This window comes from Streptomyces sp. NPDC059850 (assembly GCF_042731515.1).
Lineage (GTDB): Bacteria > Actinomycetota > Actinomycetes > Streptomycetales > Streptomycetaceae > Streptomyces.
This window is the reverse complement of sequence record NZ_JBHWJI010000018.1, coordinates 104407-121292: the sequence shown is the minus strand read 5'-3', so window position 1 is coordinate 121292 and position 16886 is coordinate 104407. Positions and strand designations below refer to the sequence as shown.

The following is a 16886-nucleotide window of genomic DNA, read 5'->3' as shown; positions in this document are numbered from 1 at the left end:
CCTCACGGCCCGAACGGCCTCACGGCGAAGGCCCGCCCCCGATCCGGGGGCGGGCCTTCGCCGCTGCTGAGCGCGGGTGACTACTGGCCCGCGAACTTCTTGCTGACCGCGTTGTAGATGCCCTTGGCCTCGGGGCCCAGGTGAGGGCCCGCCAGCCAGGTGGCGTCGGACGGGCCTATCGAGGTGTTGGAGACCAGCGCGGGCTTGCCGTCCGCACCGTTCGCGACCCAACCGCCGCCGGAGGAACCCGCGGTCATCGTGCAGCCGATGCGGTACATGGTCGGCTGCTTGGCGTCCAGCGAGAGCCTGCCCGGCTTGTCGGCGCACTGGTCCATCTTCTGGCCGTCGAACGGCGGGGCGGCCGGGTAGCCGGTGGCCGTGATCTCGTCGATGGACTTCACGGCCGGTGCGTTGAAGTCGACCGGCAGCGCGCCGCCGACCGTCTCCTCCAGCGACTTGCCGCCGCTGACCTCAGGCTTCACATGCATGACCGCGAAGTCGTACGGAGCGCCCTTGCCGCCGGTGGCCGCGCCGCTGTCGATCCACTGGGAGGAGGTCTGCGCCCAGTCGGCCCACCAGACGCCCTTGGGGGCGAGTTCTTCCCTGGTGGCGTTCTTCAGCTCGGCCGCCGACTTGCCGGAGTCGTTGTACGAGGGCACGAACATCAGGTTCTTGTACCAGCCGCCGCCCTTGCCCGCGTGGACGCAGTGGCCCGCCGTCCAGACCATGTTGGACTTACCGGGGTGGGCGGGGTCCTCGACCACGGTCGCGGAGCAGACCATCGACCCCTCGGGGCCGTCGAAGAAGACCTTGCCCGCGTAGGGGACGCGGGAGCTGTACGGGCTGTCGACCTCCTTGGCCTCCACCGGCTGCGGATCGGGGTCGGTCACGCCCTGGTCGTCCGCGATGTCGCTGTCGTCGACCTGCTCCTCCGGCTCCTGGGCATCCCGCATCCGGTCCGGCTTCCACAGCCCCTTGATGATCGGGTTGATGAAGTCGCCCGCCTCGCGGAGCCAGTCGTCCCGGTCCCACTTGTTCCAGGCGCCGTTCTTCCACTGGTCCAGGTCGACGCCGAGGTTCTGCAGCTTGTCGTTGAGATTGTCGGGCAGCTTGATGTCGTCCGCGCCCTGCTGGCCCGACGATGCGGAGGCCTTGGCATCGGCCGAGTCGTCCGACGATCCGCACGCGGTGGCGGTGAGCGCCAGCACGGCGGCGACGGCCGCCGTGGCGAGGGCGGGCCGGCGTTTGAAAGGCATGGGCGGAACTCCCCCTGATGTTCTGAACTGCTTCACGGCCTGACTGCTCACGGCCTGTCTGGATTTGTCATGCTCCCCCCGACAGGGGGGTGATCCCCCACTATGCCGGTGCCGCCTACGACGACTTCAGGCGGGTCCTTGGTTCCCGGCGGCAAGGATCTTCGGTCAGCCCGTGATCCCCGGCCCCACCTGTCGTTGGTACGTACGGGGGACTGCCGGAGGGTGTTCAGCAGCGAGAGGACCGTGAGCCGTGGCCATGACCCAGCTCCCGCCGATGACGCCGGACCCTTCGCCGCCCGCCGGACCGGACGGCGACGGGTCCGGCGAGGACGCTCCGGCCATCCTGCGGCGCCAGTCACTGCGGGAGTCGGCCGCCCGCACCTACGCCCGGGCGCTGCCCATCGTCCCGGTGCGCGCCCGCGGGCTGACGATCGAGGGAGCCGACGGCCGCCGCTACCTCGACTGCCTCTCCGGAGCCGGGGCGCTGGCGCTCGGGCACAACCATCCGGTGGTGCTGGAAGCGATCCGCGCCGTGCTGGACTCGGGAGCCCCGCTCCAGATCCTGGACCTGGCCACGCCGGTCAAGGACGCCTTCACGGACGAGCTGTTCGCCACGCTGCCCCCCGAACTCGCCGCGCACGCACGGGTGCAGTTCTGCGGGCCCGCGGGCACGGACGCCGTCGAAGCCGCGCTCAAGCTGGTACGCACCGCCACGGGGCGGGACGGCCTGCTGGCCTTCTCCGGGGCCTACCACGGCATGACGGCCGGGGCGCTGGCCGCCTCGGGCGGCGCCCCCTCGGTGAGCGTGACCCGGCTGCCGTATCCCTACGACTACCGCTGCCCGTTCGGGGTGGGCGGTGAGCACGGCGCGGAACTCGCGGCGCGCTGGACCGAGCGGCTGCTGGACGACCCGAAGGGCGGGGCGGGCGCACCGGCCGGGATGATCCTCGAACCGGTGCAGGGCGAGGGCGGGGTGATCCCCGCCCCGGACGGCTGGCTGCGCCGGATGCGGGAGATCACCACGGCCCGCGGCATCCCGCTCATCGCGGACGAGGTGCAGACCGGCGTGGGGCGCACGGGTTCCTTCTGGGCGGTCGGACACAGCGGCGTGGTGCCCGATGTGATGGTGCTGTCGAAGGCCATCGGCGGCAGCCTGCCGCTGGCCGTCGTGGTCTACCGGGAAGAGCTGGACACCTGGCGGCCCGGCGCCCACGCGGGCACCTTCCGGGGCAATCAGCTGGCGATGGCGGCGGGCGCGGCCACGCTCGCGTACGTTCGCGAAAACGGTCTCGCGCAGCGGGCCGCGGTCGTCGGCGAGCGGATGCTGACGCGGCTGCGCGCGCTCGCCGCGCAGTGGCCCCACATCGGGGACGTCCGAGGCCGCGGCCTCATGATCGGCCTCGAACTGGTCGACCCGGCGGATCCGGCCCCCGGCCCTGGGCACCCCGGTGCTACGGCCGACACCGCCGTGACGACCGGTGCCTTCACCGGTACGAACGGCCGCTTCGCCGACCGTACGGAGACCGGCCCCGCCGCCCGCCCCGCCGCCCCGACGCTGGCGGCCGCCGTGCAGCGGGAGTGCCTGCACCGTGGCCTGATCGTCGAACTCGGCGGCCGCCACTCCGCGGTGATCCGCCTCCTTCCGCCACTGACCATCACCGACGAGCAGGCCGAAGCCGTCCTGGACCGGCTCGCCGATGCCCTGGACGCCGCGATCCGCGCCCTCGGTGACCGCGCCGCCCATGAACTCCCGCCACCTGCCCCGCCCTTCACCGGAGGCCACCGGTGACGCGCCCCGCGGCCGTGAGACCGCACCACCACCGCACCATCGAAGGAGGCAGGCGCCAGGCTCCCGGCGTGAAGGCCGTGACGCGAGCGCCGCACCCACCATGCCGCACTCCCCTGGGCGAACCCCCCTGTATCCCCAGCCGGACCCGGAGGACGGTGCCATGAGCGACCGTACGGCCCCCGTCCCCGCCCCCGTCGCCGGGCACTCCGGAGCCGGAGGTGAGGCCCCGCCCTCCAGGCCCTCCGCGCCGCCAGCGTCCGCCGCGGAGACGACGGCGGGATTCCCACCCGGGACCGCGCTGACGGAGCCACAGCGCCGGATGCCCCACCCGGCGGCGGCATCGCCCCAGCCTCCAGCCCTGCAGCCCGAGTCGGCAGCACCTCCAGCCGTGCCACCGACCGCCGCGCCGCCCCTCGCCATGACGGCCCCGGTACCACGGCAGGATCACAGCGGTCACGACGTACCCGAGGACCCCGCGCCCACCACCGGGCAGGACCCGCTCGACCATCCCGATCCGCAGGTCGCCGCCGACGCCGCGGGGGTCGAGAACCTGCTGCGCTGCTGGGTACGGGAGACCGCCGCAGGGCCCCCGGACCGGGACATCCTGCGCCTCCCCCTCGCCGCGAGCGGCACCTCCCTCCAGGTGCCCGTGCGCTACTGGTCGGCCACCGGCTGGCACCGCTTCGGTGAGCCGGTGCTGGAACACGGCCCCTGGGACGCCCCCGCCGTCGGCGCGGTGGCCCTCGCGGCGCTGCTCACCCGGGAGGCGGCGTACGCGGCCCGCCAGGAGGAGACCGACGCGGAGGCCTCCGAACTCATCGGCCGGGTAGCGGACTCCGTACGACGCACCGCCCAATTCCTGGCCCACCGCAGGGCCGCGCCCGCCGACCCCGGCGCCGGGACCCCCTTCCTCAGCGCGGAACAGGCCCTTCTCCTCGGACACCCCCTTCATCCGACGCCGAAGAGCCGTGAAGGTCTCTCCGACGCCGCGTCACCTGTGTGCTCTCCCGAATCGCGTGGCTCCTTTCCCCTGCACTGGTTCGGCGTCGACCGGTCCGTGCTCGCCTGCGAGTCGGCCTGGACCGAACGCGGCAGGACCGTGCCGGCCGAGCGGCTGGCCCTCTCCCTCGCGGGCAGCGGTCTGCGACTGCCCTCCGGAACCGTGCCCTTGCCCCTGCACCCGTGGCAGGCCCAGGAGATCCGGCACCGCCCGGCCACCGCCGCGCTGTTCGACGCGGGCCTGCTGCACGACCTCGGCCCGGCCGGCGGACACTGGCACCCCACCTCCTCCGTGCGCACCGTCTACCGGCCCGGCGCGGCAGCGATGCTCAAGCTCTCCCTCGGGCTGCGGATCACCAACTCCCGCCGCGAGAACCTCCGCAAGGAGCTGCACCGCGGCGTCGAGGTCCACCGGCTGCTGCGCAGCGGGCTGGCCGAGCAGTGGCGGGCCGCCTTCCCCGGATTCCCCGGCTTCGACATCGTCCGTGACCCGGCCTGGCTCGCGGTGGACGGGCCGGACGGCGACCCCCTGACCGGGCTCGACGTCGTCATCCGGCACAACCCGTTCGGCCCGGGCGACGACGCCGTCTGCGTCGCCGGGCTCCTCTCGCTCCGGCCCTGGCCGGGGCGGCCCGCCATGCGCTCACACCTGGCCCGCCTCGTCGCCCGGCTCGCCGCCCGCACCGGCCGCTCCTCGGCCGCCGTCAGCGCCGAGTGGTTCCTGCGCTATCTGCACACGGTCGTACGCCCCGTGCTCTGGCTGGACGGAGAGGCGGGCATCGCCCTGGAGGCACACCAGCAGAACACCCTGGTGCTGCTGGACCCGGACGGCTGGCCGGTCGGGGGACGCTACCGGGACAACCAGGGCTACTACTTCCGCGAGTCCCGGTATGACGATCTCCAGCGGCGGCTGCCCGGCATCGGCGGGGGCAGCGACACCTTCGTATCCGACGAGGTCACCGATGAGCGCTTCGCCTACTACCTCGGCGTCAACAACATCCTCGGCGTGATCGGAGCGTTCGGGTCGCAGCGGCTCGCCGACGAGCGCGTGCTGCTGGCCGCGTTCCGCCGCTTCCTCGCCGACGCCGCGTCCGGCCCCGGCAAGCTCCGCTCGCGGTTGCCCGCCCGCCTCCTGGAGACGCCCACCCTGCGCTGCAAGGCCAATCTGCTCACCCGCCTGCGCGGCCTGGACGAACTCGTGGGGCCGGTCGACACCCAGTCCGTCTACGTCACCATCGCCAACCCCCTTGTCACGTCCGCCGCTTCCACGGCATGACCTCCGTCCACCCCGCCGATCACGCCCTCACGGCGCGTCCGAGATCCATGAGAGGAGAGCGTCCCCGTGCCGCACTCCGACTCCAGCACCGACGACACCCTCGACATGCGGACGCGCCAGGAAGAAGAGACCGCCCGAATTCCCGAGGGCCAGCTGACCGGCCCGGAGTTCGGCACTCGCCCCGACCTGCTCGACCGCATCGCCGAATGGGGTCCCACCAGCACCCCGGCGGGCACCTTTCAGCTGGTCCCGGTCCGCGTCGGGCGCGATCTGCGGCTCATCGCCCGGTGGATGAACGACCCGGCCGTGGCCGCCTTCTGGGAACTCGGCGGCCCCGACGACATCACGGCGAGCCATCTGGGCGGCCAGCTCGACGGTGACGGCCGCAGCGTGCCCTGCCTGGGAGTGCTGGACGGCGTCCCGATGAGCTACTGGGAGGTCTACCGCGCCGATCTCGACCCGCTCGCCCGGCACTACCCGGCCCGGCCGCACGACACCGGCGTCCATCTGCTCATCGGCCGCGTCAGCGACCGTGGCCAGGGCCTGGGCACGACCCTGCTCCGCGCCGCGGCCGATCTCGTACTCGAACACCGCCCGTCCTGCGCGCGGGTCGTGGCCGAACCCGATCTGCGCAACGCCCCCTCCGTCGCGGCCTTTCTCGGCGCCGGTTTCCGCTTCTCCGCCGAGGTGGACCTGCCCGGGAAACGCGCGGCACTGATGCTGCGCGACCGCGCCCTGCGCCACCTGCTGTGAGCCATCGTGACCCCCTGTGTTCCGCGACGGCTTCCGAGCGCCGCCTTTTCCTGTGATACACCGCTCGGCCCGTCCAGGTTCCGCCCATACCACGCGTTCCCTCCACGGAGGGTGATACGACCGTGGGCGGGAGTGATGTCGGTGCCGCCGCGTAGGCTGACAGCCCTATGACTGACACGTCCTCGCCTCCGCTCGCAGACCTGCTGCACGCCGCCGTCGACGCCGTCGGCGGTACCGAACGCCCTGGCCAGACAGCCATGGCCGAAGCCGTGGCCGAGGCGATCGACGACACGTCCCATCTGCTGGTCCAGGCCGGTACCGGCACCGGAAAGTCGCTCGGCTACCTGGTGCCCGCCCTCGCCCACGGCGAGCGCGTCGTCGTTGCCACGGCGACCCTCGCCCTGCAGCGCCAGCTCGTCGAGCGCGATCTGCCGCGCACCGTCGACGCCCTGCATCCGCTGCTGCGCCGCCGCCCCGAGTTCGCCATGCTCAAAGGGCGGTCCAACTACCTGTGCCTGCACCGCCTCCACGAAGGCGTGCCGCAGGAGGACGCCGACGAGGGCGGGCTGTTCGACCCCTTCGAGGCGGCCGCGCCCACCAGCAAGCTGGGCAAGGACCTGCTGCGGCTGCGTGACTGGTCCGACGATACGGAGACGGGCGACCGCGACGACCTGACCCCCGGTGTCTCCGACCGCGCCTGGTCCCAGGTGTCGGTCACCTCCCGCGAATGCCTCGGCGCGTCCAAGTGCGCCTATGGCGCGGAGTGCTTCGCCGAGGCCGCCCGCGAGCGCGCCAAGCTCGCCGAGGTCGTCGTCACCAACCACGCGCTGCTCGCCATCGACGCCATCGAGGGCGCCCCGGTGCTGCCCAGCCACGAGGTGCTGATCGTCGACGAGGCGCATGAGCTGGTCTCCCGCGTCACCGGCGTCGCCAGCGGTGAGCTGACCCCCGGCCAGGTCAACCGGGCCGTGCGGCGCGCCGCCAGGCTGGTGAACGAGAAGGCGGCCGACGCGCTCCAGACCGCCTCGGAGACCTTCGAGCGGATCATGGAGCTGGCGCTCCCCGGCCGCCTCGAGACCATCCCCGAGGACCTGAGCTATGCCCTGATGGCGTTGCGTGACGCGGCCCGTACGGTGATCTCAGCGCTCGGCGCCACCCGTGACGCCTCGGTGCAGGACGAGGACGCCGTCCGCAAGCAGGCCCTGGGCGCGGTGGAGAACATCCACCAGGTGGCGGAGCGGATCGTGGAGGCCTCCGAGTTCGACGTGATCTGGTACGAGCGGCACGACCGCTTCGGGGCCTCGCTGCGCGTCGCCCCGCTGTCCGTGTCCGGTCTGCTGCGCGAGAAGCTGTTCGAGGACCGCTCGGTGATCCTCACCTCCGCCACCCTCAAGATCGGCGGGGACTTCAACGGGGTGGCCGCGTCGCTCGGCCTCGCTCCGGAGAGCCCGCAGGACCCCGAGGGCGGCGAGGACGCCGCTCCGCGCTGGCAGGCCCTCGACGTCGGCTCGCCCTTCGACTACGCGAAGCAGGGGATCCTCTACGTCGCCAAGCATCTCGCCCAGCCCGGCCGCGAGGGCAGCCGCGGCGACATGCTGGATGAGCTGGCCGAGCTGGTGGAGGCCGCGGGCGGGCGCACGCTCGGGCTGTTCTCGTCCATGCGCGCCGCCCAGGCCGCCGCGGAAGACCTGCGCGGACGGCTCGACGTGCCCATCCTCCTCCAGGGCGAGGAGACTCTCGGCGAGCTGATCCGGGCCTTCGCCGCCGACGCCAGGACCTGCCTGTTCGGCACGCTGTCGCTGTGGCAGGGCGTGGATGTGCCGGGCCCGAGCTGTCAGTTGGTGGTCATGGACCGGGTGCCCTTCCCGCGCCCCGACGACCCGCTGATGAGCGCGCGGCAGAAGGCCGTGGAGGAGGCCGGTGGCAATGGCTTCATGGCGGTCGCGGCCACGCACGCCGCGCTCCTGATGGCGCAGGGCGCGGGGCGGCTCGTGCGAGCCTCCGGGGACCGTGGCATCGTCGCCGTTCTGGATCCGCGGGTCGAGCGGGCCCGCTACGGCTCGTTCCTGCGCAAGACCATGCCGGACTTCTGGTACACGACCGACCGCAACCAGGTGCGCCGCTCCCTGGCCGCGATCGACGCGGCGGCCAAGGCCGAGGGGGCGTAGCGCGCGAGGGCGGGCATCGGGTCGGGGCGGGTATTCGGGCCAGGCCGGGCATACAGCAGGGCCCCGGAACCGGCGCAGTGGTCCCGGGGCCCGGTCGTTGGGCACGCCGGGGGCGTGCCTCGGTCCGTCGGCTCAGACGCGCCGCAGCACTGCGACGACCTTGCCCAGAATGGTCGCCTCATCACCGGGGATCGGCTGGTACGCGGCGTTGTGCGGGAGCAGCCAGACATGGCCGTCCTCGCGCTTGAAGCGCTTCACCGTCGCCTCCCCGTCGAGCATCGCGGCGACGATGTCCCCGTTCTCGGCGACGGGCTGACGGCGCACCGTGACCCAGTCCCCGTCGCAGATGGCGGCCTCGATCATGGAGTCGCCGACCACCTTCAGAACGAACAGCTCACCGTCGCCGACCAGCTGGCGGGGGAGCGGGAAGACATCCTCGACCGACTCCTCCGCGAGGATCGGCCCGCCGGCCGCGATCCGGCCCACCAGCGGGACGTAGGACGCAGCGGGCTTGCCGGTGGTGTCCGTCGGCTGGGTGCTGGGCTGGTCCGAGCCACGGACCTCGTACGCCCGGGGCCGGTGCGGGTCACGCCGCAGGAAGCCCTTGCGCTCCAGGGCCATCAGCTGGTGGGCGACGGACGAGGTGCTGGAGAGGCCCACCGCCTGGCCGATCTCCCGCATGGACGGGGGGTACCCACGCCGCTGCACAGAGTCGCGGATGACCTCGATGACGCGACGCTGCCGGTCGGTCAGCCCTGAGCTGTCCGCCCGGATTCCTGGAGGTCGCCCGGGTAGTGATCGGGTCGTCTTCTGCCCCTCAGGGTTCGTGCTCGCGTCGTTGATCGCGTGCGTTTGATTCATCGCGTGCGTCTGTTCGAGTCGGCTCTGGGAGCGCTCCTGGGCGGTAACAGTGGCGCTCTCTGCGGTGGTGGTCACGACGGCCCCTCTCGAGATGTTCTCCCTAGTTGGACAACGGTAGTTGCTTTCGAAAGGTTGCGCCAAACACACGTTCGAGTGAAATATCCAAGATGAGCTGACGTGATCACAGGCTTGGGTGTATGGGGCAGTCTCGGGCGCGGGTTGGCGAGTGAGTTTCGGCCCCGTCCGGCGGTGGGGCCCAGTCTTGCACCCCGGGTCCTGTGGAGCCGGGACCCGTGGGGTTCGCGTAGTCTCGTGCCTGCTCCCGAGCCATGACACGCCATGCGGTGCGGTTGGGTGCCAGACACCAGATCTAGTGGTTTGATGGATGTCAGCCACCCACAGCTTGTGGTCCCTGGTGATTCGTTGCCGAGATCTTCGCCTATGCTTGTGGTCGCTTCGACGGGCCTGCGCGGCCGGTCGGGGCTTGTCAGTCATGCTCAGTCATGCGCCGTTTTTGAGGGTGAGGGAGGGTACGGAGCCATGCACTGCCCCTTCTGCAGGCACCCCGACAGCCGCGTCGTCGACAGCCGGACCACGGATGACGGCTGCTCGATCCGCAGGCGCCGCCAGTGCCCCGACTGTTCGCGTCGCTTCACGACCGTGGAGACCGCGTCACTGATGGTGATCAAGCGGAGTGGGGTCACCGAGCCCTTCAGCCGCGACAAGGTCATCTCCGGGGTTCGCAAGGCATGCCAGGGCCGTCCCGTCACCGAGGACGCCCTCGCCAAGCTCGGTCAGCGCGTGGAAGAGGCCGTACGGGCCACCGGAAGCGCCGAGCTGTCCACCCACGACGTGGGGCTCGCCATACTCGGTCCGCTCCAGGAGCTCGACCTCGTCGCCTACCTGCGCTTCGCCTCCGTCTACCGCGCCTTCGACTCGCTCGAGGATTTCGAGGCCGCGGTCACGGAGCTGCGGGACCAGCAACGGCCTCCCGCGCACGACCGCGGACCCGGCGCCGACGGGGTCGAGGAGGCCCCCGCGCCCGTCACCGCCGCCGACTGACCGGCGGCCGAATACCTGCCCGGGGCGCATCGCGCCTCCGGGTGAAAGACAAGAGACACCGTGCCCGGGAAGAAATGGGCACATCAGGGCGTTTTCGCCCGTACAGGGAGGCGGAATGACAGAGACGGCGAGCGGCCCCGCACGAGGCTCCCGCTCCAAGGGAAGCAAGAACAAGGGTCTGCGTATCGAGCGCGTCCACACCACCCCCGGCGTGCACCCGTACGACGAGGTGGTCTGGGAGCGCCGTGACGTCGTCATGACCAACTGGCGTGACGGGTCGGTCAACTTCGAGCAGCACGGTGTGGAGTTCCCCGACTCCTGGTCGGTCAACGCGGTCAACATCGTCACGAGCAAGTACTTCCGTGGGGCGGTCGGCTCCCCGGATCGCGAGGCGAGCCTGAAGCAGCTCATCGACCGAGTGGTGGGCACCTACCGCGCGTCCGGCGAGGCCAACGGCTACTTCGCCTCCCCGGCGGACGCCGAGATCTTCGACCATGAGCTGACGTACGCGCTGCTCCACCAGGTCTTCAGCTTCAACTCGCCCGTGTGGTTCAACGTCGGCACCAAGCAGCCGCAGCAAGTCAGCGCCTGCTTCATCCTCTCCGTGGACGACTCCATGGAGTCGATCCTGGACTGGTACAAGGAAGAGGGGATGATCTTCAAGGGCGGCTCCGGCGCCGGCCTGAACCTCTCCCGCATCCGCTCCTCCAAGGAGCTGCTCTCCTCCGGCGGCAACGCCTCCGGGCCCGTCTCCTTCATGCGCGGCGCCGACGCCTCCGCCGGAACGATCAAGTCGGGCGGCGCGACCCGCCGGGCCGCCAAGATGGTCGTCCTCGACGTCGACCACCCGGACGTCGAGGCGTTCATCGAGACCAAGGTCAAGGAAGAGGAGAAGGTCCGCGCCCTGCGCGACGCGGGCTTCGACATGGACCTGGGCGGCGACGACATCACGTCCGTCCAGTACCAGAACGCCAACAACTCGGTCCGGGTGAACGACACGTTCATGAAGGCCGTGGAGTCCGGTTCGCAGTTCGGCCTGCGCAGCCGCATGACCGGTGAGCCCATCGAGGAGGTCGACGCCAAGTCCCTCTTCCGGAAGATGGCCGAGGCGGCCTGGGCCTGTGCCGACCCGGGCATCCAGTACGACGACACGATCAACCACTGGCACACCTCGCCGGAGTCGGGCCGGATCACCGCGTCCAACCCGTGCAGCGAGTACATGCACCTGGACAACTCCTCGTGCAACCTGGCCTCGCTCAACCTCATGAAGTTCCTTGAGGACGACGGCTCCGGCAACCAGCGCTTCGACGCCGAGCGCTTCGCCAAGGTCGTCGAGCTGGTCATCACCGCGATGGACATCTCCATCTGCTTCGCGGACTTCCCGACCCAGAAGATCGGTGAGACGACCCGCGCCTTCCGCCAGCTGGGCATCGGCTACGCCAACCTCGGCGCCCTGCTGATGGCCACCGGTCACGCCTACGACAGCGACGGCGGCCGGGGCCTGGCCGGAGCCATCACCTCCCTGATGACCGGCACCTCGTACAAGCGCTCCGCCGAGCTGGCGGCCGTCGTCGGCCCGTACGACGGCTACGCCCGCAACGCGGACGCCCACAACCGCGTCATGAAGCAGCACTCGGACGCCAACGCCATCGCCAAGCGCGTGGACGACCTGGACACCCCGGTCTGGGCGGCGGCCACCGAGGCATGGCAGGACGTGCTGCGCCTCGGCGAGAAGAGCGGCTTCCGCAACGCCCAGGCGTCGGTGCTCGCACCCACCGGCACCATCGGCCTGATGATGGACTGCGACACCACGGGCGTCGAGCCGGACCTGGCCCTGGTGAAGTTCAAGAAGCTGGTCGGCGGCGGCTCGATGCAGATCGTGAACAACACGGTCCCCAAGGCGCTCAAGCGGCTCGGCTACCAGCCGGAGCAGGTCGAGGCGATCGTCGCCCACATCGCTGACCACGGCAATGTGATCGACGCGCCGGGGCTGAAGCCCGAGCACTACGAGGTCTTCGACTGCGCGATGGGCGAGCGTTCCATCTCGCCGATGGGCCATGTGCGGATGATGGCCGCCGCTCAGCCGTTCCTGTCCGGCGCGATCTCCAAGACGGTCAACATGTCGGAGACGGCCACCGTCGAGGAGATCGAGGAGATCTACTTCGAGGGCTGGAAGCTGGGCCTCAAGGCGCTGGCGATCTACCGCGACAACTGCAAGGTCGGCCAGCCGCTCTCCGCCAAGAAGAAGGAGGAGAAGGCGGTTGAGCAGGCCGAGCCGGAGGTCGAGAAGGTCGTCGAGTACCGCCCGGTCCGCAAGCGCCTGCCCAAGGGCCGTCCCGGCATCACCACCTCCTTCACGGTCGGCGGCGCCGAGGGCTACATGACGGCGAACTCCTACCCGGACGACGGGCTCGGCGAGGTCTTCCTGAAGATGTCCAAGCAGGGCTCGACCCTCGCGGGCATGATGGACGCCTTCTCCATCGCCGTCTCGGTCGGCCTCCAGTACGGGGTGCCCCTGGAGACGTACGTCTCGAAGTTCACCAACATGCGCTTCGAGCCGGCCGGAATGACGGACGACCCGGACGTGCGGATGGCCCAGTCGATCGTCGACTACATCTTCCGCCGCCTGGCGCTGGACTTCCTGCCCTTCGAGACCCGGTCGGCGCTCGGCATCCACTCCGCCGAGGAGCGCCAGCGTCACCTGGAGACCGGTTCGTACGAGGCGTCCGAGGACGACGTCGACGTCGAGGGCCTGGCCCAGTCGGCGCCGCGTCGGCTGGAGGCACCGAAGGCCACCACGGCCGTGTCCCAGTCCGAGACGTCCGCCCCGAAGGAGGCCCACAGCTCGACCGAGCTGGTCGAGATCCAGCTGGGCATGAACGCGGACGCACCGCTGTGCTTCTCCTGCGGCACCAAGATGCGCCGCGCGGGCAGCTGCTACCTGTGCGAGGGCTGCGGCTCGACGAGCGGCTGCAGCTGATCGTCCGCCCTGGCGGGTGACCTCTGACGCGGGGCGTGGCCTTCGGGCCGCGCCCCGCTCGCATGGGCGGAGGCGGTCAGAAGTCGGGGGGACTGTAGCGGTTTCCCCATCTCCTGTCACTCGACTTCTCACACGCACCATGAAATTCGACAACGCCCCGACTGGCGGTGGCTCGTGCGCCACGCTCTGTGCAGCGGAGTCGAACGTCGTGCGCAGCACGGCCCATGTGACCGAGGAGGTCTTGCTGTGACTGTCGCCGCCATCGGCAACACGGGTAATGCCGCACAGCTTTTCCGGGGCACCAACCACAGTCCGTCGTACTTCATGCTGAACCGCGCCGGGGTAGCGGGCGGCGGACAGGACATCGTGGATTTCTGTATCCCCTGTAATCCCTACTTCCCCACCCCTGGCATGTTCGACGAGCTGTCGGCCATGCTGCGCGACATTCTCACCTATTACCCCAGCTCCGCCGATACGATCACAGCCGAACTGGCGCATCTGCTCGATCTCCAGCCACAGACCATGGCGATGGGCAACGGCTCGACGGAACTCATCACCTGGATCGACCATTTGCTGGTCAAGGACAGCCTGGCCGTGCCGATCCCCACGTTCGGCCGGTGGACGGATCAGCCGGACGAGACCGGCAAGCGCGTGGACATGTTCCGGCTGCCGGAACGGCACGGCTTCGCCCTCGATCCCGATGCCTTCGTGTCGTTCATCCGGCAGCGGGGATCGCGCACCGCCGTCATCTGCAATCCCAACAATCCCGACGGCGGTCTTCTCTCCCGCGACGCCGTCATATCGTTCATGGATGCCCTCGCGGACCTCGATCTGGTCGTCATCGACGAGTCCTTCCTGGAGTTCGTCGACCCTGATTCCGGTCCGTGGCCGAGCGTCGTCGACGAGGCCGTGGTGCGTCCGAACGTCGTTGTCCTGCGCAGCCTGGGAAAGAACTTCGGCCTGCACGGCGTGCGCTTCGGCTACCTGGTGGCGAACCCCTCGCTCGCCCGGAAGGTCCGCTCCAGGCTGCCGAAGTGGAACCTCAATTCCTTCGCCGAGATCATCGTCTTCATGCTCAAGGACCACCAGCAGGATTACGAGATGAGCCTGCGGATGCTCGCCCGCGACCGGCAGGAGATGATTTCGCAGCTGGGCTGTCTGCCGGGGATGACCGTCTACCCCTCCCAGGGCAACTTCGTGTTCGTCAAACTGCCGGAAGGGGCGGACGGCGTGCAGGTGCGGGACCGGCTGCTGTCCGAACACGGCGTGCTGGTGCGCGAGTGCGGCAACAAACTCGGCAGCAGCAGCCAGTTCATGCGGCTGGTGGTGCGTTCGGAACCCGATGTGCAACGGCTGTTGTCCGGGCTCAGCAGCGTCCTGTATGGAAGCGCCTGGTACGCGCCCCTACCCGGAGGGCAGCAGCTGCAGGCGGCGTACGCGCCGACTCCGGGCATGCGGCTGGCGGGGCCCGGCGGAGGCATGCAGGGTGCCGGTGTGGGCCATCCGGGGCCGGGGACGGGGCGCAGGAGGCGCTGACCGGATGCCGCTGGCGCAGACGTACGTGCTTCCCGCCGCGGCGCCCCGCGTCCATCTCCGGGGCGCGGGGTGGACCGATTCCTGTGTGATGCGGGCCACCGTCGGGGCCGTAGGATGGCGCGGTGCTGGTCAAGTGGATTCGCTGCACCGTGGTGGACCGCCCGGGGTTCGAGCGGGGGCAGCGGAAGTGGGCGGGGATGCCCGGTGAGCCTGGCTTCCGGGGGCAGGGCGGTGGCTGGAGCCGGGGGCGGCCGAACGTGGCGCACATCTTCGCGTTCTGGGAGAGCCGGGCGTTCTACGACTCCTTCATGGCGCGGTCGCACAATCGGTTGGCGGCCGCGCAGACGGGCACGTACCGGAACATGCAAGTCCGGCTCTTCGAGCATCGCTTCGATGTGAAGGTCGGCTTCCAGCCCCGGTTCAACGACGCGGACGTGCTGCGGGTCGCGCACTGCCGGGTGCACGCGGACCGGGTGGAGCACTTCACGCTGGTGCAGGAGAAGGTGTGGAACCCGGCGATGGCCGGGTCGCCCGGCATGCTGCGCGGGGTTTTCGGCGAGGCACCGGGAAACGAGTTCCTCGTGCTGTCGATGTGGGACTCGGCCGCCGAACACGGCAAGTACCGGGTGGAGCGGGTGGAGCGGCTGGGGCTGCGCGCCCAGACGGAGGCGGATGTGGCCGCGATAGCCGGGGACGTGGTGGGCGTCGAGTCCGCCTGGACGGTCTGACGGCGCGACCGTGCCCGGCTTTCCGGAGGGAGGCCTCCGAGCGTCACCCGGCCGGGAGATACGCCCCGGCCCGTACGGCGGCGGCGACGGCTGCCGCCGATTGGTCGGCGAGCGGTCCATCGATGGGTTCACGGGTGATCAGCGCCCGGAAGAACAGCGGAGCGGACACCGCCCGCACGACCGCCGCGGCGTCGGTACCGGCGGGTGCCTCACCCCGGTCGACCGCCCGCGCCACCACGGATTCACACCGGGCGAACCGTTCGGCATAGAAGTCACGGAGCGCCTCCGCCGCGCGCCGGGAATGGAACGCGGCGGCGACGAAGGCGGTCGGCGCGGCCGTGGCGGGTGCGCCGCCGAAGGTCTCGGTCACTTCGTGGGCCAGGGCCCGCAGATCGCCGTCGAGGCTGCCGGTGTCGGGAGGCGTCCAGGAGGCCTCCCCAGTGAGCTGGAGGGCGTCGGCCACCAGCCCCTCGACGCTGCCCCAGCGCCGGTAGACCGTCGTCTTGTGGACACCGGAGTGTTCGGCGACGTACTCGACTGTCAGGCCCGGGTAGCCGTGCTCGGCGAGACCGGTGAGCACGGCGTCGCGGACCGCGGCGCGGGTGCGCGCGGTGCGCCCGCCGGGGCGGATGGTGCCCGGGGTGTGGGCCGCGTTCTCCGACAATTGCAACTCCTGTTGCCTTAGCGGGTTTCTCGTGTCATCCTGAGGGTAATGCGACTGTGGTTGTGTTTACAGGGCGCGATCGAGCCACCGGAGGCGGCGGAGGAGGGGAGCAAGGCGCTCGTCGCACGCCCGATCTAGGGTGGGCGGCATGGCACGACCCCGGCGCATCATCCTCATACGGCACGGAGAATCAGAGGGGAATGCCGATGACTCGGTGTACGAACGCGTGCCCGACCATGCCCTGAAGCTGACCGAGACCGGGCGGCGGCAGGCACAGGAGGCGGGCGTCCGGCTGCGTGCCACCTTCGACGAGGAGCGGGTTTCGGTCTATGTGTCGCCGTACCGGCGCACCCATCAGACCCTCGGGCTGCTCGGCCTGGATCCGTCCCGCACCCGGGTCAGGGAGGAGCCGCGGCTGCGCGAGCAGGACTGGGGAAACTGGCAGGACCGCGAGGACGTGAAGAAGCAGAAGGCGTACCGCGACGCCTACGGGCACTTCTTCTACCGCTTCGCACAGGGGGAGTCCGGGGCGGATGTCTACGACCGGGTGGACGCGTTCCTGGAGAGCCTGTGGCGCAGCTTCGAGGACCCGGCGCACCCGCCGAACGTCCTGCTGGTCACCCATGGGCTGACCATGAGGCTGTTCTGCATGCGCTGGCTGCACTGGAGCGTCGCCGAATTCGAGTCACTGTCCAACCCGGACAACGCCGAGACGCGGACGCTGCTGCTGGGCTCCGACGGCCGCTACCACCTCGACCGCCCCTTCGAACACTGGTGTACTCCCGAGCCCTACGGGCTCACCGGTTAGAGTGCG

At 70.5% G+C, this 16886-nt stretch carries 11 protein-coding genes and 1 pseudogene; 9 read left to right on the top strand and 3 right to left on the bottom strand.

All coding sequences use genetic code 11. From position 1 onward, the window contains the following. Nucleotides 1–80: 80 nt before the first annotated feature. The gene (locus ACFV9T_RS17515) at nt 81–1256 is read right to left on the bottom strand and encodes a trypsin-like serine peptidase (protein WP_385441072.1); all 1176 of its coding nucleotides are present in this window, start codon (nt 1254–1256) and stop codon (nt 81–83) included. Between the two features lie 250 nt (nt 1257–1506). Between ACFV9T_RS17515 and ACFV9T_RS17510 the strand changes: the two genes are divergently transcribed. The 4 genes from ACFV9T_RS17510 (at nt 1507) to ACFV9T_RS17495 (ending at nt 8241) form a co-directional block, all read left to right on the top strand. Further along, entirely contained in the window at nt 1507–3045 is a 1539-nt protein-coding gene (locus ACFV9T_RS17510; RefSeq protein WP_385441070.1) for a diaminobutyrate--2-oxoglutarate transaminase family protein, read from the top strand. Nucleotides 3046–3364: 319 nt separating this feature from the next. Beyond that, complete coding sequence (locus ACFV9T_RS17505) at nt 3365–5320, top strand: IucA/IucC family protein (RefSeq protein WP_385441150.1); 1956 nt, start codon at nt 3365–3367, stop codon at nt 5318–5320. A 66-nt stretch (nt 5321–5386) separates the two neighbouring features. Next, the gene (locus ACFV9T_RS17500; protein ID WP_385441069.1) at nt 5387–6073 is read left to right on the top strand and encodes a GNAT family N-acetyltransferase; all 687 of its coding nucleotides are present in this window, start codon (nt 5387–5389) and stop codon (nt 6071–6073) included. Between the two features lie 167 nt (nt 6074–6240). Then, the gene (locus ACFV9T_RS17495) at nt 6241–8241 is read left to right on the top strand and encodes an ATP-dependent DNA helicase (protein WP_385441068.1); all 2001 of its coding nucleotides are present in this window, start codon (nt 6241–6243) and stop codon (nt 8239–8241) included. A 132-nt stretch (nt 8242–8373) separates the two neighbouring features. Here ACFV9T_RS17495 and lexA read toward each other — a convergent pair whose 3' ends face one another. After that, the gene (lexA, locus tag ACFV9T_RS17490) at nt 8374–9177 is read right to left on the bottom strand and encodes a transcriptional repressor LexA (RefSeq protein ID WP_385441065.1); all 804 of its coding nucleotides are present in this window, start codon (nt 9175–9177) and stop codon (nt 8374–8376) included. 465 nt (nt 9178–9642) lie between these two features. On the opposite strand from lexA, the gene nrdR reads away from it, so the two are divergent. The 4 genes and pseudogenes from nrdR (at nt 9643) to ACFV9T_RS17470 (ending at nt 15408) form a co-directional block, all read left to right on the top strand. Then, the gene (gene nrdR / locus ACFV9T_RS17485) at nt 9643–10164 is read left to right on the top strand and encodes a transcriptional regulator NrdR (RefSeq protein WP_385441064.1); all 522 of its coding nucleotides are present in this window, start codon (nt 9643–9645) and stop codon (nt 10162–10164) included. Between the two features lie 115 nt (nt 10165–10279). Further along, nucleotides 10280–13144 carry a vitamin B12-dependent ribonucleotide reductase gene (locus ACFV9T_RS17480; protein WP_385441062.1) on the top strand — a complete coding sequence of 955 codons (2865 nt, stop codon included), beginning with the start codon at nt 10280–10282 and terminating at the stop codon, nt 13142–13144. A 324-nt stretch (nt 13145–13468) separates the two neighbouring features. Further along, nucleotides 13469–14656 (top strand): annotated as a pseudogene (locus tag ACFV9T_RS17475) (pyridoxal phosphate-dependent aminotransferase); the annotation flags it as partial. A 146-nt stretch (nt 14657–14802) separates the two neighbouring features. Beyond that, complete coding sequence (locus tag ACFV9T_RS17470) at nt 14803–15408, top strand: YdbC family protein (RefSeq protein ID WP_385441061.1); 606 nt, start codon at nt 14803–14805, stop codon at nt 15406–15408. A 43-nt stretch (nt 15409–15451) separates the two neighbouring features. On the opposite strand, the gene ACFV9T_RS17465 is transcribed toward ACFV9T_RS17470, so the two are convergent. Next, nucleotides 15452–16078: a TetR/AcrR family transcriptional regulator gene (locus ACFV9T_RS17465; RefSeq protein ID WP_385441059.1), complete on the bottom strand. Its 627-nt coding sequence runs from the start codon at nt 16076–16078 to the stop codon at nt 15452–15454. Between the two features lie 142 nt (nt 16079–16220). Here ACFV9T_RS17465 and ACFV9T_RS17460 point away from each other — a divergent pair, with 142 nt between their 5' ends. Further along, on the top strand, nt 16221–16880 hold the full coding sequence (locus ACFV9T_RS17460; protein ID WP_385441057.1) for a histidine phosphatase family protein: 660 nt from the start codon (nt 16221–16223) through the stop codon (nt 16878–16880). Nucleotides 16881–16886: the final 6 nt, after the last annotated feature.